The 22,152-nt window shown below is 58.1% G+C and carries 19 protein-coding genes; 12 read left to right on the plus strand and 7 right to left on the minus strand.

Translation table 11 applies throughout. The features are described 5' to 3' along the window. Positions 1–101: 101 nt before the first annotated feature. The 4 genes from JOE56_RS10050 to JOE56_RS10065 are packed head-to-tail and all read right to left on the minus strand — an operon-like array spanning position 102 to position 6,550. A complete protein-coding gene (locus tag JOE56_RS10050) occupies positions 102–1,844 on the minus strand; it encodes an ABC transporter ATP-binding protein (protein ID WP_102238190.1) in 1,743 nt (580 codons plus the stop codon). A gap of 14 nt (positions 1,845–1,858) precedes the next feature. After that, the gene (locus tag JOE56_RS10055) at positions 1,859–3,601 is read right to left on the minus strand and encodes an ABC transporter ATP-binding protein (RefSeq protein WP_201612957.1); all 1,743 of its coding nucleotides are present in this window, start codon (positions 3,599–3,601) and stop codon (positions 1,859–1,861) included. A gap of 35 nt (positions 3,602–3,636) precedes the next feature. Continuing rightward, a complete protein-coding gene (locus JOE56_RS10060) occupies positions 3,637–5,964 on the minus strand; it encodes an ATP-binding cassette domain-containing protein (protein WP_338028663.1) in 2,328 nt (775 codons plus the stop codon). Beyond that, positions 5,957–6,550, minus strand: a complete 594-nt coding sequence (locus tag JOE56_RS10065; protein ID WP_204515854.1) for an ECF transporter S component — start codon at positions 6,548–6,550, stop codon at positions 5,957–5,959. Before JOE56_RS10065 ends, JOE56_RS10060 begins: the two co-directional genes overlap by 8 nt. Positions 6,551–6,843: 293 nt before the next feature. Here JOE56_RS10065 and JOE56_RS10070 point away from each other — a divergent pair, with 293 nt between their 5' ends. Beyond that, the gene (locus JOE56_RS10070; RefSeq protein WP_041630930.1) at positions 6,844–7,101 is read left to right on the plus strand and encodes a helix-turn-helix domain-containing protein; all 258 of its coding nucleotides are present in this window, start codon (positions 6,844–6,846) and stop codon (positions 7,099–7,101) included. Between the two features lie 107 nt (positions 7,102–7,208). Continuing rightward, entirely contained in the window at positions 7,209–8,315 is a 1,107-nt protein-coding gene (locus tag JOE56_RS10075; RefSeq protein ID WP_204515855.1) for a DNA-methyltransferase, read from the plus strand. Here the strand turns inward: JOE56_RS10075 and JOE56_RS10080 are convergent. Beyond that, a complete protein-coding gene (locus JOE56_RS10080; protein WP_239530429.1) occupies positions 8,296–9,477 on the minus strand; it encodes an ABC transporter ATP-binding protein in 1,182 nt (393 codons plus the stop codon). The two genes, JOE56_RS10075 and JOE56_RS10080, sit on opposite strands and share 20 nt — an antisense overlap. A 12-nt stretch (positions 9,478–9,489) precedes the next feature. Further along, positions 9,490–11,256, minus strand: a complete 1,767-nt coding sequence (locus JOE56_RS10085) for a DEAD/DEAH box helicase (RefSeq protein WP_204516131.1) — start codon at positions 11,254–11,256, stop codon at positions 9,490–9,492. Positions 11,257–11,500: 244 nt separating this feature from the next. On the opposite strand from JOE56_RS10085, the gene JOE56_RS10090 reads away from it, so the two are divergent. The 6 genes from JOE56_RS10090 (at position 11,501) to JOE56_RS10115 (ending at position 17,288) form a co-directional block, all read left to right on the plus strand. Beyond that, positions 11,501–12,877, plus strand: a complete 1,377-nt coding sequence (locus JOE56_RS10090; protein WP_204515856.1) for a glycine--tRNA ligase — start codon at positions 11,501–11,503, stop codon at positions 12,875–12,877. Between the two features lie 14 nt (positions 12,878–12,891). Continuing rightward, positions 12,892–14,004, plus strand: a complete 1,113-nt coding sequence (locus JOE56_RS10095; protein WP_204515857.1) for a YibE/F family protein — start codon at positions 12,892–12,894, stop codon at positions 14,002–14,004. Positions 14,005–14,093: 89 nt separating this feature from the next. After that, entirely contained in the window at positions 14,094–14,846 is a 753-nt protein-coding gene (locus JOE56_RS10100) for an amino acid ABC transporter ATP-binding protein (protein ID WP_102238183.1), read from the plus strand. 10 nt (positions 14,847–14,856) lie between these two features. Continuing rightward, on the plus strand, positions 14,857–15,744 hold the full coding sequence (locus JOE56_RS10105; RefSeq protein ID WP_204515858.1) for a glutamate ABC transporter substrate-binding protein: 888 nt from the start codon (positions 14,857–14,859) through the stop codon (positions 15,742–15,744). Positions 15,745–15,798: 54 nt separating this feature from the next. Next, positions 15,799–16,461 (plus strand): ABC transporter permease subunit, encoded by a 663-nt coding sequence (locus JOE56_RS10110; RefSeq protein WP_204515859.1) that lies wholly within the window; start codon positions 15,799–15,801, stop codon positions 16,459–16,461. Continuing rightward, entirely contained in the window at positions 16,458–17,288 is an 831-nt protein-coding gene (locus tag JOE56_RS10115) for an amino acid ABC transporter permease (RefSeq protein ID WP_204515860.1), read from the plus strand. Before JOE56_RS10110 ends, JOE56_RS10115 begins: the two co-directional genes overlap by 4 nt. Before the next feature lie 3 nt (positions 17,289–17,291). Here the strand turns inward: JOE56_RS10115 and JOE56_RS11680 are convergent, their stop codons facing one another. Beyond that, on the minus strand, positions 17,292–18,620 hold the full coding sequence (locus JOE56_RS11680) for an L-lactate permease (protein ID WP_204515861.1): 1,329 nt from the start codon (positions 18,618–18,620) through the stop codon (positions 17,292–17,294). A gap of 110 nt (positions 18,621–18,730) precedes the next feature. Here JOE56_RS11680 and JOE56_RS10125 point away from each other — a divergent pair, with 110 nt between their 5' ends. From JOE56_RS10125 to JOE56_RS10140, 4 genes are read left to right on the plus strand one after another with little or no spacing between them, the layout of a single operon-like run. Continuing rightward, positions 18,731–19,663: an ABC transporter ATP-binding protein gene (locus tag JOE56_RS10125; RefSeq protein ID WP_204515862.1), complete on the plus strand. Its 933-nt coding sequence runs from the start codon at positions 18,731–18,733 to the stop codon at positions 19,661–19,663. After that, positions 19,660–20,436, plus strand: a complete 777-nt coding sequence (locus tag JOE56_RS10130; RefSeq protein ID WP_204515863.1) for an ABC transporter permease — start codon at positions 19,660–19,662, stop codon at positions 20,434–20,436. Before JOE56_RS10125 ends, JOE56_RS10130 begins: the two co-directional genes overlap by 4 nt. Positions 20,437–20,446: 10 nt before the next feature. Then, positions 20,447–21,505: a sensor histidine kinase gene (locus tag JOE56_RS10135; RefSeq protein ID WP_204515864.1), complete on the plus strand. Its 1,059-nt coding sequence runs from the start codon at positions 20,447–20,449 to the stop codon at positions 21,503–21,505. Then, on the plus strand, positions 21,502–22,110 hold the full coding sequence (locus tag JOE56_RS10140) for a response regulator transcription factor (RefSeq protein WP_204515865.1): 609 nt from the start codon (positions 21,502–21,504) through the stop codon (positions 22,108–22,110). The genes JOE56_RS10135 and JOE56_RS10140 overlap by 4 nt, the downstream gene beginning before the upstream one ends. Positions 22,111–22,152 lie beyond the last annotated feature (42 nt).

Here is a 22,152-nt window from a genome sequence, read left to right on the forward strand (position 1 = left end):
GCGCCATGTTCGCGACAGCACCACGTGTGCCAAACGTGTCGAGGTACTCCGATTCGAGCTGTGGGTTTAGGGCTTGGCGCCTGGCACCGGGACCGCGTCCGCTAATCTGAGGTGTGTCTCAGCTGCCAACGATACGACGCATCGGCGGCAGCCACGAAATCGTGGAACCGTCCGGGCCGACTAGACAATTCCTTAGGCGTGCCGGTTTCGGCGACGATAGCACCATCCGCTAAGGGTTCGAGGAAGACCACCTGATCGGCGCTATCTATGGTGGATAGTCTGTGCGCTACCACGATCACAGTGCGGCCCTCAGATAGTTGACTGATGACGTCGCTAATCGCCGATTCATTCTCGCCGTCCAGCGCCGAGGTAATCTCGTCGAGCAGCAGTATCGGAGCATCCTTGATGAATGCCCGAGCGATTGCCACTCGTTGGCGCTCACCTCCAGACAGGCTCTGCCCGGCAGGCCCCACTTCGGTATCCCAACCGTGAGGCAGCGCCTCAATCACCCGATCAAGTCTCGCCTTGCGAGCTGCCTCTTCCAACTCGGCGTCCGTCGCATTGGGACGGGCAATCCGCAGATTCTCCCGGATCGTGGTGTCAAACAGGTAGGTGTCCTGGAACACCATCGAGGTCAGCTCCATGATCCGCGTGGTTGGAATCTCGCGCACGTCCACCCCGCCGATGGTCACGCTACCGGCGTCGACATCCCAAAACCTTGCGGTGAGACGCAAGATCGTCGACTTCCCGGCCCCTGACGGCCCCACTAGTGCGGTGACTGCTCCCTGCGGGGCGGTGAGCGAGACATCGTCTAGGACAGGCCGGCCTGACTCGTAGGAAAACGACACTCCTCGGAAATCAATCGACGTCCCACGCGGTTCCCGTGCCTGCTCGGAATCAGGTTCGGCAAGTGGCGCGGCATCAAGGATTATTCCCATCTGGCGCAACGCCACTGCGGCGTTATCGACCTCAGATGCGTAGAGCGCGGCTTTTGTGAGCGGCAGCAGCATGCGCGCACTGACCGCCGCGATCACCAGATACGCAATCGGGTCCAGACGCGCTCCGGTCACGAACGACAGCCCCAAGGCGAGCACCACCGCGAAAGTCACGTTAGCGATGAGGTTGAATCCTTGGGCAGGTCGGCCCTTGATCCGAAGCCCGGCCAACGTCGCCTCAGAGTCGGCTTGCAGAGTCTCTTGTACGGGGTCCCACGACGTCGCGGCACCCGTGGCTCGAAGCACCGGTTGTAGCCTGGCGAACTCAATCAACCGGCCGGCTGCGGCGGCCGAGGTACGGTCTTCCATGTCATTGGCTCTGGTTGTTGCCGCCGACATTTTCCGCCACGTGAGAATAAACGGCAAGATCGACACTGCCATGACCACAGCTAACGGCCACTCAATGAATGCGGTGGCAACGAGCATCACCAACGGCACGATGAAGGCGTTGCACAGGTTCGGGATCACCATTGATGCCAGATGCGACAGGGTGTTGATCTCCTTGGATGTCGCATTAGCCACGTCCGCTTCGCGTTTGGCATTAAACCACCCAAGCGGCAGCTGCAAGACATGATCTGCTACGCGATCAATTAAGGTATCGCATACTTCATAGACGCTGATCCGATAGGAGCGGTACATCGCGAAGGTGTCGACCGTCACCGTGATCGCGCCGAGGATGGCAACGACGACGAGCCAGGTGCCAAGGGTTTCAGAGCGGGAGAATAATGCCCGAAGGAAGGGGATCATCAACGCCAGTGTGATGCCTTGTAGGACAGCGGAGAAGGCGAACCAGCCCACCAACGTACGCAACTCGGCCCTGTTGACGACCCTGATCATTAGTTTCCACATGAGCGTGTCTCTCCTTAGGCCATGTAATGGAGTTCTTGGGCCCGCCACATCTCGCTATAGGTCCCCGCTTGGTCGACCAAGTCCTCGTGCCTACCACGCTGAGTGATGTGGCCGTCCTCAATCACGAGGATCTGGTCGGCGTCTCGGATGGTGGCGAGTCGATGCGCGATGATGATCACCGTGCGCCCGGATGCCAAGGTGCTGAGCGCTTCGTGGATCGCACGCTCCGACTGGGGGTCTGCTTGCGCGGTGGCCTCGTCGAGAATCAAGATCGGCGCATCCTGCAAGTATGCTCGCGCCAGGGTGATGCGTTGCCGCTCACCGCCCGAGAGGAAGCCACCAACCTCGCCAAGCACGGTGTCATACCCCTCGGGCAGACGCATAATGCGATCGTGGATGCATGCCGCACGGGCTGCTGCCTCGACCTCGGCGCGCGTTGCCGACGGTTTCGACAGCGCGATATTGGTATGGACCGAATCGTTCGACAACGTTACGTCCTGTAGGACGATCGCGACGCGGGAAAGTAGCCACGAAAAACTCGCCTCGCGCACATCCACACCGCTGATGCGTACCACGCCATCATTGACGTCGTAAAAGCGCGCAATTAGCCGGGCCAGTGTGGACTTCCCTCCGCCCGACGGGCCCACCAGAGCCGTGACCGTTCCGGGCTCAGCCGTAAAGGAGACACCGTGCACAACGGGCACGTCAGGCTCGTAGGAGAAGGAAACCTCACAGACCTCAACTTGGCCGGGGTTTGGGCCCTCTTCTTGGGTGCGGCTGCCTTCGGGCATGGGTTTCTCGGAAAGCAGCTCTGCCGTGGTGCGAGCCGCCAGCTGCGACTCATAGATATGCTGCATCAGACCGACTAGCACCGTGAACCCCTCCGGGATACCGGGAGCGATCAGGAAGAATGGCAGCGTCGCCGACAGCGTGCTCCAATCCTGTGCGACGAATAGCGCCGCCAGTAACGCGACCGTGACGAAGACCGTGGCTGGACGCAGTAGCGAACCGAGCAGACTAATCGCTCTGCCGGAGCGACGAACCCAGTCGAAGGAGATGGCAGAAAATTGCTGGCGAGCGGCGTTAAAGCGCGTTCGGGTCGCATCGGTGGCCTGGAAATTCTTGATCTCCTTAATGCCCTCAAGCATTTCGACGGTGGCTGCGGCCAGTGCGGTCTGGGCATGTCCGAATCGCTCGGTGATATCGCTATAGCCGCGCATGGTCGTGCTGACGATGATCATGATCGCTACGGCCCACGTTCCAAAGAGCGCGAGCGCCAGTCGCCAATCGACCCACACGAGATACCCGAGGCCTACGACCATCGAGACCACGGCGTTGGTGACATCACCGGGAACATGCGCAACGAGAGTATGGATGGCTGCGGTATCGTCACACACCATCTTGCGGATGGCCCCGTGCGGCACCTGCGAGACCCTACCCAAGGGCAAACTGCCCAGCGCTTGGACCACATTGCCGCGCAACCGATGTCGGAGCTTGGCTTCTGCCTCGTGGGTGACACCCAATCCAAACAGGTAGAGCAATTGGCCCACGAACAGCGAAAGCACCGCTATCACGGCCCAAACCCACGGCTTTCCGGTCCAGCCGGTGCGCACCTGCCCGTCAAGCCAGATCGCGGCCATGTTGTGTAAGGCGACGAACGGCACCAGCGTGACGATAGCGCTTAAGGCTGTGAGGACTGCGGAAAGGACCATCGCGCCCTTGGCCGGGCGGATTAGTGCGGCGACGGAAATACTCACATCAGGCTCCTGTCGAGTCGAGTCTTTCGAAACGTTCATTGGCGCCACCACCACAGCAACGCAGTAACGGCCCAAAGGAGGCCCACCAGGCACCAATCTCGCACCTGCCACGGTGTGTGTTGGAGTTCCGTGCGCCGCGGATAGGCGCCAAAGCCACGTGAATCCATCGACAGGGCAACCCGTTCGCCGTGCTGGACGGCGAGGATCGCCAGCGGCACGAGGGAACCCACCCATCGAATTGCGGGCGCTAACGGCCCCCATGATGCCCCAATACCCCGCAATGCCCGCGCTGTGCGCAACAGCTGGAAATCTTGCCGGAAACGAGTGACGAAGGCGACAGCCGCAGTTCCCGCCGCAGTGACCCGATAGGGAAGCTTGAACGTCGTCGTCAACGTGCGAAGCAGCGTTTCCGGATGAGTGCTGATGCCTGAAAGCAGCATGAGGGACAACAGTGCCCCGGTGCCGCTCGCTGCCGCAAGCTCGCCACCGTGATTGTAGAGTGGGCTGACCTCTTCAATGGTGTAGTTGTAGCGGAACACCGGCAGTAGCACAGCTGCGATGACCCAGGGTGCTAGCAGTGACATGACCGTTCGAGCGCGACTCGCTCTCGCGGCTACCATGGCCAGGCTCGCTGCGATGAGCACTCCAACATTGACGGCCGGGTCCTTGCATACGAACACCATGACCATCGCCGGGATTAGCGCCAATAGCAACGTCACAGGATTGAACGATGAGAAGAGTCCACGGGGCACGGACGGTGAAGGCGGGTTCGCTGGTGCTGCGGATGCGGCGTTTTCACGAGTTTCGCTAACGGCAGCAGGTAGCGCGATGATGTGGCTGCAGCGTGATAGGGCAAGTTCTAGGTCGTGGGTGGCCATGATGACGGTTCTGCCCTCAGCGCGCAGTTCGTCGATGAAGGCCATGAGTTCGCAGGTATTCGCCCAGTCCTGGCCGTACGTGGGCTCGTCAAGGACAATCACATCGCGGCTCTCGGCGACCATCGTAGCCACCGATAGTCTACGAATCTGGCCGCCTGAGAGAGTCAACGGGTGTTGGTCTCGATACTGGGAGAGATGGAATTGCTCCACAATAGCCTCGGCTTTAGACGCGGAAACATCCCCCGTGGAGATTTCGCCAGCCACGGTGGAACAAACCATCTGATGTTCCGGGTTTTGAAACACGTAGCCGACCTGGTGCCGCCCTCGCCGCACAACCTCTCCGCAGACCGTAGCGCGTTGTGCCTTTGATGGTATGAGACCCGCCAGCGCCGCGAGCAGGGATGTTTTGCCTGCGCCATTCGGCCCTATAAGCGCGATAAACTCGCCACCCCGTAGCCGCATAGAGATAGCTGGGGAGCGTCCGGGAACACAGAAATCTGCCAGCTCTACCGTGGCGCTGCCTCCACCGTCGAGCGTGTCAATCGCATCGATGGTTTCCCATCCTGCTTCGGTGCGCCGCTGATATTGCACCGAATCACCACAGATATCCGTGATGCGGGGAACTCGAATGCCCGCCTGCTCGCAGGTCAAGGCGTGGTGCGGGGATTCGTCGCGTAACGCACGGGGCAGCCACACTCCGCACGCCTCAAGTTCCGCGGTATGGCTGAGAAAAACCTCATGTGGAGTTCCCTGCGCGATCACCGCGCCCTGCGCGTTGAGCGCTATGACTTGATCGCACAGGGGTAGGACCGGGTCGAGGTCATGGTCGATCACCACGATGCCCACGCCATCGCTAACCAGCTGTTGGATGACGCTGTAAAACTCGTCCGTGCCTTGCGTGTCAATAGTCGATGTTGGCTCATCGAGGACAAGTAAGCGGGGCTGTATAGCCAGTGCTACTGCGATCGCTAGGCGCTGGCGTTGGCCGCCCGATAATCTCCATGGGCTCTCCCACAGCTTGGTCTCCAGACCAACCGCAGCCAATGCCTCGCGTACCCGTCGATCAATCTCAGGAACAGGCAGGCAGAGGTTCTGCAGCGCAAACGCGACATCGTCATACACCGTACGGGTAATGACTGCGGCATCCGGATTTTGTCCCACGTAGGCGACATTGGTAGCGATCAACTGGACCGTGGCGTCGGCGATTTCGGCGCCGGCAATTTGAACGCTGCCGGAGTATTCGGACGGCAGACAGTGGGGCACAAGGCCGCACACGGCTCGGACGAAGGTAGTTTTACCGCATCCAGAGGGCCCAATGACGGCCGTTACCTGACCGCTCAGGTGGACCAGGCTTGGACGTTGCAGCACCCACCGGTCCTGACCCAAGTAGTGAACGGAAAGATCCTCAACCGCCAGGAGCGCCCGCGCGGACTCGCTCACAGACCGTTGCTCGCTACTCAAAGTGGAGGCCAGCCTTTCACTCACGATGGTCTACGCCTACGCCTGCATTGTTGAGCAAACGGGTTAGTCCGACGACGGCCAAACTGCCAATGACGGACGACGTGACTCCCACCAGCACGATCAGTCCCGATACCGAGATTCCCACCGCGTGCTTGAGCAGCGTGAGGTACAACAGGCTGTTAAATGCCCCGAAGAATGCGGCGGAGATCAGATACGCCCACCACGTCCACTTTCGGTACAGCATCAACGCCATGGGAAACTCAACCAGGAGCCCGCCAATGACGTTACCGACAATCGCGGCAGGCCCAGTGGGAGTAGTAAATACGCTCACAACTCCGATGATCAGCGCGGCCAGCAGCGAAGCGCCCGGCCTTCGCACAACGGCCAGAGGAAGGAGGTAGGGAATGACCCAAAGTCCGAGAAGGGACACCCCGAGCCAGACTGCGCTCTGCGAAGCCGCACCCGCCGGCGCGATGTAGCTCAGTGGGATGAGGATGATGAGGCCGACCACCGACAGGGAGGCCACCATCATGAGATTTCGGGTACCTAGAATTGAGTCGGTTAATCCCCCGCGAGCTGAGCGTCGAACTGTACCGGATCGGTCTGTCACAGCAAACCTCCTTCCACTTAGGTAAGCCTAACCTAACTCCCGACCGGGGTCAAGTCCCTTGAGCTAGACGTTGAGCCTACGTAGAGGCGCAGCTCGAGGGGTTTCTCGCGTTTTGAAAGGACGCAAAGTGACCGCTGAGGATCTCTGGGCAGAGCTGATCCGAGTTTGCGAGTCACTGCAGCACCCGAGGGTGTAAAAAGTATCGGTAGGGCGTCATGCGATACCCAAATGTACACCTTGATCAAAGCTGGCTGTATCGCACGAATAGTCATGCGATATGGTATTCTGGCTGCATGGTTGACACATCGAACGCGCCTCGCGAGGACTATAGAAACCTCTGGAAGTTGCTTATCGACAGAGGAATTCGGAAGGGCGAGCTTAGAGACCTTGCCGGTCTGAGCTCATCAACCATCACGAAGCTGGGTCGAAATCAGACGGTTACCACCGCGACACTTGGGCGGATTTGTAAAGCGTTGGATTGTTCACCCAACGACATTCTGGCTTTTGAAGACTGTTATGAGGAAGGAACCGGCGACGGTCGTAATGAGTGAGATGAAGCAGGCATATACCATCAAGCCTCAAACGGCGGTCGCCTCCCCCGACAGCAGTGCTACCGACTTAGTGTTCCCCATTGAGCTTGTTGCCCCCCGTTGTGGGCATGACTCACAGCTTCATTAGGCGTGCCCTTGGCAGGAAGTCAATCTTGTCCGAGGCCGACGTTCGGCAACTTCTAGATCAAGATGCATTCTCCGAGACGTTCGTTCCTCGCAGCAGAGTTCTTGAATATCTCCGTCGAGCCGTCACCGGAGCCGTGCTCGTTGCCGAGAGTCAAGAGGTCATTCAAAAGGACTCCTTCGTTGTCGGAGACGCTCTCCAGTTGATTGGAAGACTGAAAGATGGTTCGGTGAATACTGTTGTCACCTCAACGCCGTACTGGGCTATGCGGGTCTATGACGAGCCTGGTGAGCGCCTTTGGGCGGATGGCGAGAACTGCTCGTTTGGTCTCGAGCAGACACCTGAAGGGTTTATTCGCCATTCGGTCGAGGTCTTGCATGCATTGCTTCCGAAAATTGCTGCAGATGGCTCCGTGTGGTGGAACATCATGGATTCGTACAACACTCGCACTCAAATCCGTGGTAGTGCAGTTGAGACACTGCATGCGATGCAAGGCAAGGATGGTCGATCGTGGAAAGATCACGAGTACTTGCGGTATTCCGCCGTACACTCGTATCTGAAAGATGGTGAGCAGTGTTTGATCCCGCAACGGATTGCTCAGCGTGCTGCCCAAATCGGCTACTACGTAAAGAGCACGATCTCGTGGTGCAAGCAGGCCACAACTCCTGAACCCCAGCAGTCGCGAGTCAGCAGAAATGTTGAGTACATTCTGCATCTCACTCGGGAACGAACCCCCAAGTTCAACAAGGCCGCATACTTGGAGCTACCTTCAGACCTTGGTGGGCGACAGCTGCTTGAGTCGGACAAGCTTAGTGACTTCTGGTACTTGCCAACCTCTTCTGGCCGAGATGGGCATGGGGCTCAGTTCCCGGTTCAGCGTCGTCCTGGGCGCTGCATCGCGATCTCAACGGACCCTGGTGATGTGGTTCTTGATCCATTCATGGGTGCTGGAACTACCGCCGTTGCAGCGAAGAAGCTCGAGAGGAGCTATATCGGTTTTGATGTAAGCGCAGAATACCTCGCCACTGCTGAGCGAGTGTTGGCTTCAACCACCGTGCAGCAACCCCTCTTTACCGCAGAGCTTCGATAACCCTCGAAGCAAGTGCGTCGACGTCTATCGCATAACTGCTATCCAAACCAAGGCATTTGATTCGGTGACCGTCGAACGTCTCGACCACGTCTCCAGTTCGAACGGAAGGTGAGATGATATAAGCCTCGTTGAGACGCGCAAACTGCATGTATGTATAGATCTGATACAGATCCTTCGCATCGGGTACCTTGTACTTTACGTCGGCAATGCTGACGGGGAGGTCCATGACTTCCCAATATCGTGTGGCTACGGTGACCGCCATGAGGAAATCCGACAGTAAGAACCCGAAACTTTCGATGGGGATGCGCATCACCATGGTGGTGGTGACGGCAGCGACTACCTGACCCACGGTGATCCAGCCTTGCACCACACCCCAGGTGCCTAACCCTACGATCGCGATCTGGGCGAGCGCGGTTGCAACGTTGATAAAGCTGAACAGCCACGAGTCCAGCTTCGTTTTGCGGATTTCGCGCGAACGAACCGTGAGCGCGAGCGCTTTAAACCGTTGCGTCATCCATGGGGAACGACCAAACGACCGGATGACCCGCAGGCCGTGGATGGACTCTTCTACAGCGGTGGTCACTTCGCCCAGCGCGTCCTGCGTCGCCCGGGACGTGATCCGGTACTTGCGTTCGAACACCACAACGACGATCACGGTGGGTACGGCCGCTATGAGCATGATGAGCCCAAACCACGGACTGATGACTGTGAGGATGATTTCTCCGGCGATGATTGCCAAGGGCGAACACACCAAAAACGGCAGATCGAACGCAAAGAACCGGCGCATTTGACTCATGTCGTTAACGGCACGAGACAGCAACTGTCCGGACTCCCATGCGTCGTGCGTCGACACTGGTACGTATTGCAAATGGTCGAACAGTCGATGTCGCCACGTGATCTCCCACTGCGACACAATCCCGGCAACGGCGTAATGGCGTATCCACAGGGCAACGACCTCGGCGATGGACACGACCATTAAGAACGCGACCGGCCCCCACAGGCCCGTCACATTACCGTGGGCCACAGGACCGTCAACGATACGCCCGGTGATCACCGGCACCACCAGGGGTAGCGCGACGACTACAAAGGTGAGAACGCAGACGAAAGTGTATGTGCCTGCTCGCGCACGAAGATCGGGCCAAAAACGTGCGAGGCTCTTCATGCGCGAATTCTCCTATTTCTTGAACTTCTTCCCGCCGAAGCCGCCACCTTTGCGACGGTCCTTGCGGAACCCGTCCTTCCCGAACTTGCGCCCTTCACCAGCACCTTTGTCGTTGCTGCGCTTTTTGAACGGGCGGCCGGGACGACCTCGGTCCGGGCGGATATCGATGTGCCGGCCAGCGACCTTGGTCTTGCTCAAACGTTTGAGAACGCTCGCATCAAGGTCTTGCGGAAGGTCGACCAACGAGTGGTTCGACCGGATCGAAATGTTGCCGATCTGCTGAGAACTGATGCCGCCTTCGTTGGCGATCGCACCCACGATCGCGCCGGGGTTTACCTTGTCCATCCTACCCACGGCCAGGCGGTAGGTGGTCATGCCTTCGGCCGTGCGCGCGCGTTCGTTGCGGCTGGCCCGGACGTGCGGTTCCGGAAGTGGCTCGGCGGTCAGTGTCGCCCCATCCAACACGAGGCTCGCCAGGGCGGCCGCGACGTCTTCAGCAGGGACGTTGTGCGTGTTGACGTATTCCTCGATGACGGGACGCAGTTCGGACAGGTCCTGTGAGTTCAGCGTGTGCGAAATCCGGTCTTGGAACTTCTGCGTGCGCGTGACCGTGAGTTCTTCTACCGTGGGCATCACCAGGGGTTCGACCTTCTGGCGTGTCGCCTTTTCGATGGCCTTGAGAAGGCGGTTTTCCCGAGGTGTCACAAACAGGATCGCTTCACCCGTGCGCCCGGCGCGGCCCGTGCGGCCAATCCGGTGGACGTACGATTCGGTGTCGTGTGGAATGTCGAAGTTGACTACCAAGCTGATGCGTTCGACGTCGAGCCCGCGGGCTGCGACATCGGTGGCGACCAGAATGTCGATGGACCCGGATCGCAGTGCTTCAACCGTGCGTTCACGGACGACCTGCGGAATGTCACCGTTGATGGCGGCAGCGGAAAAACCGCGCGCTTTGAGTTTATCGGCGAGCTCTTCCGTTTCTTGTTTGGTGCGCACAAACATGATGATGCCGTCGTACTCTTCCACCTCGAGAATGCGGGTGAGGGCGTCGAGCTTGTGCGAGTGCATGACGGTGAGGTACCGCTGGCGAATGTTCGCGCTGGTCGTGGTTTTCGCCTGAATGCGAACTTCGGCCGGGTCGTTGAGGTATTGACCGGTGATCCGGTGGATCGAGGCTGGCATGGTGGCCGAAAACAGAGCCACCTGGCGGTCAGGGTTGGTCTTCGCGAAGATCTCTTCGATGTCTTCTTGGAAGCCCATCTTGAGCATTTCGTCGGCTTCGTCGAGAACCAAATGTTCAACATGGCTTAAATCAAGCGTGCCACGCTTCATGTGGTCGATAACGCGACCGGGCGTTCCCACGACCACGTGCGCGCCGCGTTTCAGACCGGAGATCTGTGGAGTGTAGGACTGTCCGCCATAGATGGGGAGAACGGAGAAGTCGCCGAGGTGGGTGGCATAGCTGGTGAGAGCCTCGGCTACCTGGATTGCGAGTTCGCGCGTGGGAGCAAGGATGAGCGCCAGCGGGGTCCGTGGGCGTTCCCGCCCGGCAATGCTACTCAAAAGAGGAAGCGCGAAAGCCGCGGTTTTACCCGTTCCCGTCTGAGCCAAACCAATGACGTCGCGACCGTCGAGGAGAAGCGGAATCGTTTGGGCCTGAATGGGGGAGGGGGACTCATATCCCAGATCTGCGACTGCGCGTGCGACACGTCCATCGAGATCGAAGTCGGAAAAACGAATGTCAGTGTTGTCGGAAGCCTGTTCGTTGGCGTTACCCATGGATATCTCTTTCTTGATTGAACACACTTGACCGCAGATGACTGTTTGGCGGTCTACCGAGGCTCGCGTGTGCAACCCGAAAGCACGAGGAGCCATGAGATGGTTTGGGTGCTGTTCAAGTGTACCCGTTGGTTGGCAGGGGGCGAATATGAGCCGGCATGTGATCTTGGGTACGCTTGTCACTGTGCGCACGTGCACATAGGCCCGGCAGCCAGCCGGTTGCAATTCACTAAAGGAGAGATTCGTGGCATCGACACTAGATTCCGTCATCACCCTGGCTAAACGACGTGGCTTCGTTTTTCAAGCCGGTGACATTTACGGCGGGTCTCGTTCGGCATGGGACTACGGCCCGTTGGGCGTGGAACTGAAGGAAAACATCAAGCGACTGTGGTGGCAGGAATTTGTCCGAGGTCGTGAAGACATGGTGGGGCTGGACTCGTCGATCATTCTTCCGCGTCAGGTGTGGGAAGCATCGGGCCACGTTGAAACCTTCGTAGACCCATTGGTCGAGTCCCTGCACACGCACAAGCGCTACCGCGCCGACCACCTCATTGAAGCGTATGTGGCAAAGCACGGAAAAGAACCGGAAAACGGTTTGGCCGACATCAACGACCCAGAAACCGGACAGCCTGGCAAGTGGACCGAGCCACAGCAGTTCTCGGGTCTGATGAAAACTTTCTTGGGCGCCGTTGACGACGGCCAGGGCCTGCACTACCTGCGCCCGGAAACCGCGCAGGGTATCTTCGTGAACTTCAACAACGTTGTTACGGCCGCCCGTCGTAAGCCACCGTTCGGTATCGGCCAGGTGGGTAAGGCATTCCGCAACGAAATTACTCCCGGAAACTTCATCTTCCGCACCCGCGAATTCGAGCAGATGGAGATCGAGTACTTCATCCACCCAGATGACGCGCAAAAGTACTTTGACGAATGGGTCGACGCGTGCTGGAACTGGTTCGTTGACCTGGGTGTCAACCCGGACAACATGCGCAAATACGATGTGCCAGCAGATGAACGCGCGCACTATTCGGACGCCACGATTGACCTGGAGTACAAGTTCGGATTCCAGGGCAACCCGTGGGGAGAGCTCATGGGTGTGGCAAACCGCACGGACTTCGACCTGTCCAACCACACCGACGCCTCGGGTGCCAAACTTCAGTACTTCGACCAGGCGACAGGAGACAGGTACACCCCATATGTCATCGAACCGTCGTTCGGTCTGACCCGTTCCATGATGGCATTCCTCGTCGACGCATACTGCGAAGACGAAGCGCCCAACACAAAGGGTGGAACCGACAAGCGCATTGTGCTCAAACTCGACCCTCGTCTGGCACCGGTGAAGGCTGCGGTACTTCCGTTGTCACGCAACGAAAAACTGTCACCACAGGCGCGCGCTTTGGCAGCGAACCTGCGCAAGCGTTGGAACATCGACTTCGACGACGCAGGTGCGATCGGTCGCCGTTACCGCCGCCAGGACGAAGTCGGTACCCCGTTCTGCATCACGTTCGACTTCGACTCGCTCGATGATAACGCGGTGACCGTGCGTAAGCGCGACGACATGAGCCAGGAACGCATCGCTATCGACGATGTCGAAAACTACCTGGCACAGGGCCTGGGCTGCTAGGAGAATAACGGCGCGTGCACGTCATTCCCCAGCGCCAGCCCAGCGCGTCAAAATACGTGTGGGCGCTCATGCTTGTAGCGCTCGCACCTTTCGCGCTACTCACGGTTGTAGGCGTGATCGCCTACTGGCCACACCATGTCAAAAACACTGACGACCGCGACATCTACACGGTCACGGTCACGGCTGTTGACGCGGGTGCGTGCCAGGAAGCGGTCACGCCTTCGTGCGTGACGGTGAAAGCCGGCGACAATGTGGTGAAGCTTCCCAAAGAAGCGTCCATTCCCGAGGTGTCAGACAGTGTGCGCGTCGTGGACGGCCACGCTGGGGGAGAAGTGGTCTTCATTGATTATGACCGGCGTGTTCCCCTGGGCGTGTTGAGCGCGATCTATGTGGTTGCGATTCTGGTGGTCGCAGGGTTGCGGGGCGCGCGTGCGCTCATAGGGCTCAGTATCGCGATGGTGGTCATTGTGGGCTTCATGCTCCCATCGATTCTGAGTGGTCATTCAGCGATCGGCGTGGGCTTGACATCATCGACTGCGATTCTCTTTTCGGTCCTGTATCTAGCCCACGGCTTTAACGCCAGAACGACCGCGGCGCTCATCGGGACGTTGGCAGGTGTCGCAATCTCCGGAGTTCTTGCGGTGATCTGGACGCGCTGGGCACATCTGGGCGGGCTGTATACGGACGCACTGTACATTCTGAACACGTACTACGGACTTTCAGCATCTGACATTGTGATTTGTGGTGTGTTGATCTCCGGTATTGGTGTTCTTAACGATGTCGCTATTACACAGGTAGCAACTGTGTGGGAGCTTGCACGAACCGCACCGGGTTCCTCTGTGCGATCTCTTTTCACCTCGGCCATGCGGATCGGTAGAGACCACATCGCCTCGACTGTCTATACCGTGGTTTTTGCATTCGCAGGTAGCTCACTTGCGGTTCTCTTGGTGACTCTGACAAGTGGAGCCAATCTGTTCACTCAACTCACCTTGGGTGAAATGGCGGGCCATGTTGTGCTCACTCTCGTGACGTCCATTGGGCTGGTATGCGCCATTCCACTTTCGACGCTCATCGCTGCTTTTGTCGTCACAAGCGATGATGAGGCGCGAGTGAAAGCGTCTGATTAGGTCAAGAAACGGTTACAAAATGCGGTTTTTGACCGCCTACTGGTGTTCCGAATTGTGACGTAGATCAATAAATCATTAGAGTTCACCATATGACCGAACAGACTTCGACTCCGCTGGTGGAGCTTGCAGGCGTGGAAAAGTACTATGGCGACTTCCACGCTCTGAAAAACGTCAACCTCACTGTCGACCGAGGCGAGGTTGTTGTCGTCATTGGGCCTTCCGGTTCCGGTAAGTCCACGTTGTGCCGCACCATTAACCGCTTGGAAACCATCAGTGAAGGTTCCATCAAGATCGATGGCAAGAACCTTCCGCAGGAAGGCGCGGAGCTGGCAGCTCTGCGTTCAGATGTGGGAATGGTGTTCCAGTCTTTCAACCTGTTTGCGCACAAGACCATTTTGGAAAACGTCACGCTTGGCCCCATCAAGGTTCGCAAAATGTCAAAGAAGGACGCTGACGAACTCGCAATGAAACTGCTTAAGCGTGTGGGCGTGGACCACCAGGCACACAAGTACCCGGCCCAACTGTCCGGTGGTCAGCAACAGCGTGTGGCGATTGCCCGGTCCTTGGCAATGAAACCCAAACTCATGCTGTTTGACGAGCCCACCTCGGCTCTGGACCCGGAAATGATCAACGAGGTGCTGGACACCATGGTCACCTTGGCCAAGGACGGCATGACCATGGTGGTGGTGACCCACGAAATGGGGTTCGCTCGAAAAGCAGCCAACCGCGTGGTGTTCATGGCCGACGGCGAAATTGTGGAAGTCGCCGAACCAGAAGAGTTCTTTACCAACCCCCAATCGGATCGTGCAAAAGACTTCTTGTCTAAGATCCTGACTCACTGAGGAGAAACCAATGAAGAAAGTAACGACACTCGTTGCGGGATTGGCTGTGGGCATTCTCGCGTTGACCGGTTGCGGTAAAGAAGGCGCACCTGGTGAACAGGGATCCGGTGGCGAAGCACCTGAGTACAAGGTTGCTGAAGACGTCGATCTGGCAGACAGCCCCACATGGAAAAAAGCCAAGGACGCTGGCAAGATCAAGGTGGGCGTGAAGTACGACCAGCCTGGTCTGGGTAACATCAGCGCCGGTGCCGACAAGCCTGAAGGCTTCGACATCGAAATCGCCAAGATGGTGTCTGCAAGCTTGGGATTCAAGGACGACGAAATCGAGTTCGTCGAAACGGTGTCGGCTAACCGCGAACCGTTCCTGCAGCAGGGCAACGTCGACATGATCGTGGCAACCTACACCATCAACGACAAGCGTAAAGAGGTCGTCGACTTCGCTGGTCCGTACTACGTGGCTGGTCAGGATCTTCTGGTGAAGGCCGACTCCGACATCACCGGCCCTGACAGCATCGCTGGGAAGAAAGTGTGTTCGGTAGACGGTTCGACTCCTGCACAGAACATCCAGGAGAAGTACAAAGACGCTGAACTGGTCACCTACGACGCATACTCCAAGTGTGTGACTGACCTTCAGAGCGGAAACGTTGACGCCGTCACCACTGACGACGCGATTCTGCGTGGATACGCCGCTCAGTACAAGGACGAATTCAAGGTGGTTGGCGAACCATTCACGGAAGAACCTTATGGAATTGGTCTGCCAAAGGACGACAAGGCTCTGCGTGACGCAGTGAACGACGCTCTCGAAGCATCCAAGGATAGCGGGGACTGGAAGAAGGCGTTCGAGTACACACTGGGTGACTCCAGCGGTGTTGAACAGCCTCAACCTGACCGTTACTAATGTTGATGTGGTCGCCGGGTCATCCCGGCGACCACCAGTCTGAGAAGGATCCTCGTGGATTTCGCTGATCTTCTGATGCTGTTCCTCAGCGGTGTATGGGGAACGGTCAAGCTTTTTGGTGTCACCTTGGTGGGGTGCCTGGTTTTGGGTTCGATCCTCGCCGCGATGCGCGTGTCACCAACCCCGGTGTTGCGTGCCGCCGCCTCGGTGTACATCACCACGGTTCGAAACACACCACTGACGCTCGTCATGTTCTTCTGCGTGTTCGGGCTGCCGTTCCTGGACATTCGCGCAAGCCACGATTCGGCAATCAACTCGTTCGTGCTCGCGTGCGTCGCCCTGATCGCTTACACCAGCTGTTTCGTTGCAGAGGTTCTGCGTTCGGGTATTTCAACGATCCCGGTAGGGCAGGCGGAAGCAGCCCGTGCGATCGGTCTGAACTTCGGCCAGACCCTGAGGTACATCATCATGCCTCAAGCGTTTCGCACGGTGATCCCGCCTCTGGGAAGCGTCATCATTGCGATGTTGAAGAACACGTCAATCGCATCAGCGTTTAACAACCGAGAGATCATTTCTGCGATGCGCAACGCGATCGAGGTGCGCGGTGACATCACGCTTCTGGTCATTGCCGGAGCGGCCGTGTCGTATCTTGTTCTGGCGCTGATTCTTGGCCGGGTATTCACGATTCTGGAAAACAAGTGGGTGATTCACCGATGAGCGCGTCTACTCAAGTGCTATTCGATGAGCCAGGCCCTAAAGGCAAGCGCAATAATGTGATCCTGTCGATCGCATCGGGTGTTCTGCTCGTAGGAGTTGTTGCGTTTGTCGTGTGGAAGTTCTCTTCTGCCGGCCAGCTCGATGCAGCTAAGTGGGAACCGTTCGCATACGCGACGATCCAGAAGGCACTGTTTAAGGGCCTCCTCGCCACTCTGAAGGTTGCGGTTGTTGCGTCTGTTCTGGCGCTCATCCTGGGGGTCGTGTTTGCGCTTCTGCGCTTGTCGTCCAAGAAGTGGATCTCTGTCCCTGCGACTTTGGTTCTGGAGTTCTTCCGTGGGCTCCCGGTTCTGTTGTTGATCTTCGCAACGTACCTGCTGTTTGGAAAGACCATTGGGTCGTTCTGGCCGGTGGTCATTGGTCTGACGCTGTATAACGGTATGGTGATCGCCGAGGTCGTTCGCGCCGGGATTTTGGCAGTGCCCCGGGGGCAGCGTGAAGCAGCACAGTCGATCGGGCTGTCCGATTCCCAGACGATGAGTCTGGTACTGATGCCACAGGCGTTCAGGGCCATGATGCCCACGCTGATCGCTCAGATCGTGGTTCTTCTTAAGGACTCGGCCCTGGGCTATATGGTGACGTACCAAGACCTTCTCCACCAGGTCAACGTCATTGGTCGCCAGTACGGTAACTTGCTCCCCACGTTCATCGTGGGCGCGGTGATCTACATTGCGATTAACTTGGTCGTCGCCGGAATTGCGCGGTGGCTCGAATCTCGCATGCAGCGCAAGACCTCGGCTACCACGGGAACGTCGAAGGGCGAAGACTAAAAACTACAGCCAGATCGCCAGCGCTACCGCACCTACGAGTGGGGGAGCGCTGGCGATTGCTATTGCGCGCAAGAGCGTGCGGCCGTAGGACTCGCGGTCGCCAGCCAACGTGACGGCCATGAGAACACGCGGTGGGGCCGCCAAGATCATAAACGAACCAGCCACATTCGCCGCGGCGACAACGCTTAAGCTTCCAGTTGCCGAGAGCGTGGCAATGGTAGGGGCGAACATCGCGTTTGACGCGGTATTTGAACCGGTCAGGATCGACCCCACGGCACCCAAGAGGGGACCTGGCCACGCGCCTGCCGGACTCAAGGCCTCCCCAATTGCGGTACTCATATCGGTAGCCGCCATGACCCATCCCAGGATCATAAACAGACCCGTACTCACGCCAATGGGAACCCATGAGCGTAAGGCGTCTGGCACCTCGGCGATCATCCCTGACTGCCCGGGCAACACCCGGTACGCAACAACACACGCGACAGCCAACCACACGGGCGGGAGTGCCAACCACTCCAGGGCAGGAACCAGCATGGCAACCACACTGGCGCACAACAGACCGCCTGCTAACACCGCATAAGGGACGAGTTCGCGAGCCGGAGGGGCCGGGATGCGGGCCCCACCCATGCGGTACACCACCAAGGACAGCCCCATGAGCAACGCGGAGCCGATCACGCCGGCAAGTGGTGTTCCAATGAGCATGTTTGTCACAAGGATTGAACCCCACAGGAAGCCGGCTGAGGCGAACGTGGGTAGGGCGGCTCGCGCAAACCCTGTTCCCCACGCAACTGTAAGCGCAACGACCACGAGCACCACCGAGTTGTACCACCCTGACATTACTCCCAGGGTGGTGAAATCGAAACCGGTCAGCGAGCTCGCAACGGCGGTGCCCGGAGCCAATGCGCCCCACGGAACTGCGCACAAACCCAGAAGGCCAAACAGCGCCGCTTTGGCCGGTTTATGGCCCAAAGTTATCAGGATCGGAACGCCCACGGTCACGCCGATTCCAAATCCGGTGACGCATTCGACGAACGGCACGACCCCAAACACCACGAACGCGGTTCCAGCGCCGATTCCGGGAGTGGCGTTAGAGACCCAGTTGCCGATGGAGCGCATCGCGCCACTGATCTGCATGAGTCTGGCCAGGATCATGCCGTTGAGAAGGATGAAGAGAACCTCGGCGGTGATGCCCAAATACTCCGGCAGGCTGGGCCAGTCGATGGGAACGCCGGTGAGCAGGACCACCAGCACGGCTGCTCCCACCGCGCTGACGCCGGCAACAGTTGGCGAAAGTCGGCACGCCAACAGCACGCACGGAAGCACGAGGGGCACAGACGCGAGTAACGGATTCACTTCTCTGTTCTATCAGCATGACATTTGTCATGGCTAGATCATGATGTCTGCCTCATGTGTTGAAACGCTTGGTCCTTAAAGATAAAAATATGAACGATAACAGCTCGCTCACAGGCAGTGGTGCGGATACCCCCGCACTGGAAATCAGACACGTCGTTAAATCCTTCCGGGGGCCAAAGGGTAAGCGAGTACGCGCGGTCAACGACCTTTCGCTCACAGTTGGCAAAGGCGAGATCGTGGCCCTTTTAGGCCCCAACGGGGCAGGGAAAACCGTGACCCTTGACATGGTGTTAGGGCTGTCGCAACCAGACAGCGGATCGCTGAGCGTACTAGGCGTGCGTCCCAAAGAAGCAGTGCGTTTAGGGCACGTGTCGGCAATCCTTCAAACGGGTGCCCTGTTAGGAGACCTCACGGTCAAGGAGACCGTACAGATGATCGCTTCCACGCATACCAATCACATTGGTGTCGATGAAGCTATTAGTCGGGCCGGCATTGAATCGCTTGTACACCGCAGGGTGTCCAAGTGTTCTGGCGGTGAGCAGCAGAGGCTCCGCTTTGCTTTGGCGTTGCTTCCGGACCCCCGTTTGCTGATTCTTGACGAACCCACCACGGGGATGGATGTCAACGCTCGTACCGCGTTCTGGGAAACGATGCGCGCAGAAGCTACCGAAGGACGCACCGTCATCTTCGCGTCGCACTACCTGAAGGAAGTCGAGGACTTCGCACAGCGGACGGTGCTCATGGCACACGGGCAGATTATTGCCGACGGCTCGACGAGTAAGGTGCGCGCTCGTCTAGGAGGCAAAACAATCACCGCGCATCTGGATGCTGATGTTGATATCAGCAAGCTACCGGGGGTGACGGACGTGCAGCGGTCCGGAGACCGCGTTGAGCTCACGTGTGACGATGCGGACTCCGTTGCACGCTATCTGCTCACCGAAACCACAGCGCGTGATCTAGAGATCCACACTGCCAGCCTTGACAGCGTTTTCGCTCACCTCACAACCAAGGAGAACTCATGAGCACGATTCTGAACACGGGATACATGTGGATTGACCTCAAGCGCAATCTACGACAGTACGTGGGGCTTTTCTTCGCAGTCTTCTTGCCGGTTTTTATGTTTGTCATTTTCGGAACTATGGCTGACGTCTCGAACAATGAACTTGGTAGCGGTCGGGGGAATGTCACTGCGAGCATTATGGTGAATATGGGCGCCTACGCCGCGATTACGGCAACGACAGGACTCGCCGGGGCCGCGGCGGTCGAACTTCAGCAGGGTTGGGGTCGGCAAATAGGTATTACTCCATTTCCCTCGGCTGGGTTCATTGCAAGCAAAGTTGTCGTTGCACTCGCATATTCGGTCCTCGCGGTGGGAGCGGTGTATGTTGCAGGGCTGTTTGTTGGTACGCGTATGGACGCGTGGGTGTGGCTTGCGACGTTCGGTTTGCTGATTGTAGGCGCAGTGACGTTTGCTCTCTATGGCCTAGCATTCGGACTGCTGTTCCGCAGTGAAGCAGCAGTGAGCGCTGCCAGCGGGCTCGTTGTTGTCATGATGTTTTTGGGTAACGGGTTTATGCCTTTGTCAGGAATCTTGCTCAAACTGTCGGTGTTTGTCCCTGTGTGGGGCATCACACGGTTGGCGGCGTACCCACTTGCTCAAGGAGAAGGCTTCGACGGAGAAACAGGTGTGGTTCAGTACGAACTGTGGCAGATCCTTCTCAATGTGGTGGCGTGGTCGATTGTTTTCGCGGTACTTTGTGTCTTAGGCGCTCGTCGCGGAACGGGGCGCAAATAGGAAGTAGGGCATGAACGCGCGGAGTATGTACGGGTTGATATGGCTCGTTTTTCTGGTCATCCCGTTGGTGCTCGTGTGGACGTTGCACCCGGTAGCACTCGGGTGGAAGATCCTGGGGAGCTGCGGAACGGTTCTCTTCGGTGTGGTCTACTGCTGGATTGCGGTGAGTGGGCAGAAGCCATTTAACAGGGACGAACCGCTGCAGGTAAGACACGTGGTTGCCGCGGCGGGTCTTCTGCTCATTCCGGTGTGTTTGACGATTCCCTCCTTGGGTGTGGCGGTGACGTCCTTTGCTCCGTATTTTGCGTCTCTGGGTGTCTTTGGACTGCCAGCGGTAGCGGATCTGTACTGGTCAGGATTCGTCCTCCTGCTTACGGTTTTGGTACCGCTGATTTTCAGCCCGCACAGTTTTTTCGTGTCCGTAACAGCGCCATTTCTCGGAACTTTGTGTTTGACGTTGGTGAGGTTTGTCGAAGCTCGCGAAGATGCTGAGCACAGGATGAAAAACGAGCTCGACCTTGTTAAGGAGCGTGAAGCTATTTCACGCGACGTCCACGACATGCTGGGGCACACGCTCACAGTCGTGTCCCTGAAAACTCAACTTGCGCTCACAACTGTGCACACCGACCCAGAACGGTGCGAATCTGAACTGACTGAACTCATGACTCTGAACAAGCGAGCGCTTGAGGATGTGCGAACAACCGTAGGACGCCTCCGGACACCGGATCTTGCAACCCAAGTGGATGAAGCAGAAAACGCCATGCGTGCCGCCGGTATTCACGTTACTCGCCACGGAGACTGGGCGGCGTGGGCTCCGGAACGCCGAGCGGTCGTGGCATGGGCCGTACGCGAAGCCAGTACCAACGTCATCCGTCACGCCGGCGCGACATCATGCACACTCGCATTTGATGACAACGGGGTCACCGTGACGGACAACGGAAACGGCCTAGAAGGAAGCCGTGAAGGCCACGGCCTTACCGGGCTACGTCGCCGAGTAGAAGAAGCAGGCGGCACCGTGACGTTGAGCGACACGGGAGACGGAACCGAGCTACGTGTGGAGTTTGCATGACCATCAACATTGCTATCGCAGACGATCAGGCACTTGTCCGGGGTGCCCTCTCAGCACTCCTCGGACTGGAACCCGATATTACTGTTGTGGGCGAAGCAGCATCGGGAACCGACGCTGTCGACATGTGCCTCAACAACAATGTCGACGTCGCACTTTTCGACATCGAAATGCCGGGACTCAACGGTATCGAGGCGACACGTGAACTACACGACAAGGGGTGCGATACCAAGGTCCTCATTGTCACCACATTTGGTCGTCCCGGATATCTGCAACGGGCACTTGTCGCTGGTGCCAAAGGTTTTGTCGTGAAAGACGCTCCCGCGGAGGAACTTGCGGAAGCCATCCGAAAAGTTCACCGCGGAGAACAAGCCGTCGACCCGGCGTTAGCAATCGAGTCGATTTCCTTGGGCCCGTCACCGCTGACAGAACGCGAACGCGAAGTGCTCGCGGTTGCCCACACCGGGGCGAGTGTCCGTACAATCGCAGACTCACTGTTCCTATCCGAGGGCACAGTCCGCAATCACTTGTCATCAGCCATCAGCAAGCTCGGGGTCGACAACCGCGCAACGGCAGCAATAGAAGCTGCCAAACGCGGATGGTTGTAACTCTAGCTTCACCCAATTTGACTACCACGAGACAATAGAAGG

It is taken from the genome of Brevibacterium paucivorans, from assembly GCF_016907735.1.
GTDB lineage: Bacteria > Actinomycetota > Actinomycetes > Actinomycetales > Brevibacteriaceae > Brevibacterium > Brevibacterium paucivorans.

Bases quoted from the DNA above. Each gene is read 5' to 3' on its own strand.
- JOE56_RS10130 (WP_204515863.1), top strand. From the start codon at position 19,660: ATGAGCACGATTCTGAACACGGGATACATGTGGATTGACCTCAAGCGC.
- JOE56_RS10115 (WP_204515860.1), top strand. From the start codon at position 16,458: ATGAGCGCGTCTACTCAAGTGCTATTCGATGAGCCAGGCCCTAAAGGC.
- JOE56_RS10105 (WP_204515858.1), top strand. From the start codon at position 14,857: ATGAAGAAAGTAACGACACTCGTTGCGGGATTGGCTGTGGGCATTCTC.
- JOE56_RS10100 (WP_102238183.1), top strand. From the start codon at position 14,094: ATGACCGAACAGACTTCGACTCCGCTGGTGGAGCTTGCAGGCGTGGAA.
- JOE56_RS10140 (WP_204515865.1), top strand. From the start codon at position 21,502: ATGACCATCAACATTGCTATCGCAGACGATCAGGCACTTGTCCGGGGT.
- JOE56_RS10070 (WP_041630930.1), top strand. From the start codon at position 6,844: ATGGTTGACACATCGAACGCGCCTCGCGAGGACTATAGAAACCTCTGG.
- JOE56_RS10080 (WP_239530429.1), bottom strand. From the start codon at position 9,477: ATGAAGAGCCTCGCACGTTTTTGGCCCGATCTTCGTGCGCGAGCAGGC.
- JOE56_RS10135 (WP_204515864.1), top strand. From the start codon at position 20,447: ATGAACGCGCGGAGTATGTACGGGTTGATATGGCTCGTTTTTCTGGTC.
- JOE56_RS10125 (WP_204515862.1), top strand. From the start codon at position 18,731: ATGAACGATAACAGCTCGCTCACAGGCAGTGGTGCGGATACCCCCGCA.
- JOE56_RS10075 (WP_204515855.1), top strand. From the start codon at position 7,209: ATGACTCACAGCTTCATTAGGCGTGCCCTTGGCAGGAAGTCAATCTTG.
- JOE56_RS10085 (WP_204516131.1), bottom strand. From the start codon at position 11,256: ATGGGTAACGCCAACGAACAGGCTTCCGACAACACTGACATTCGTTTT.
- JOE56_RS10050 (WP_102238190.1), bottom strand. From the start codon at position 1,844: ATGTGGAAACTAATGATCAGGGTCGTCAACAGGGCCGAGTTGCGTACG.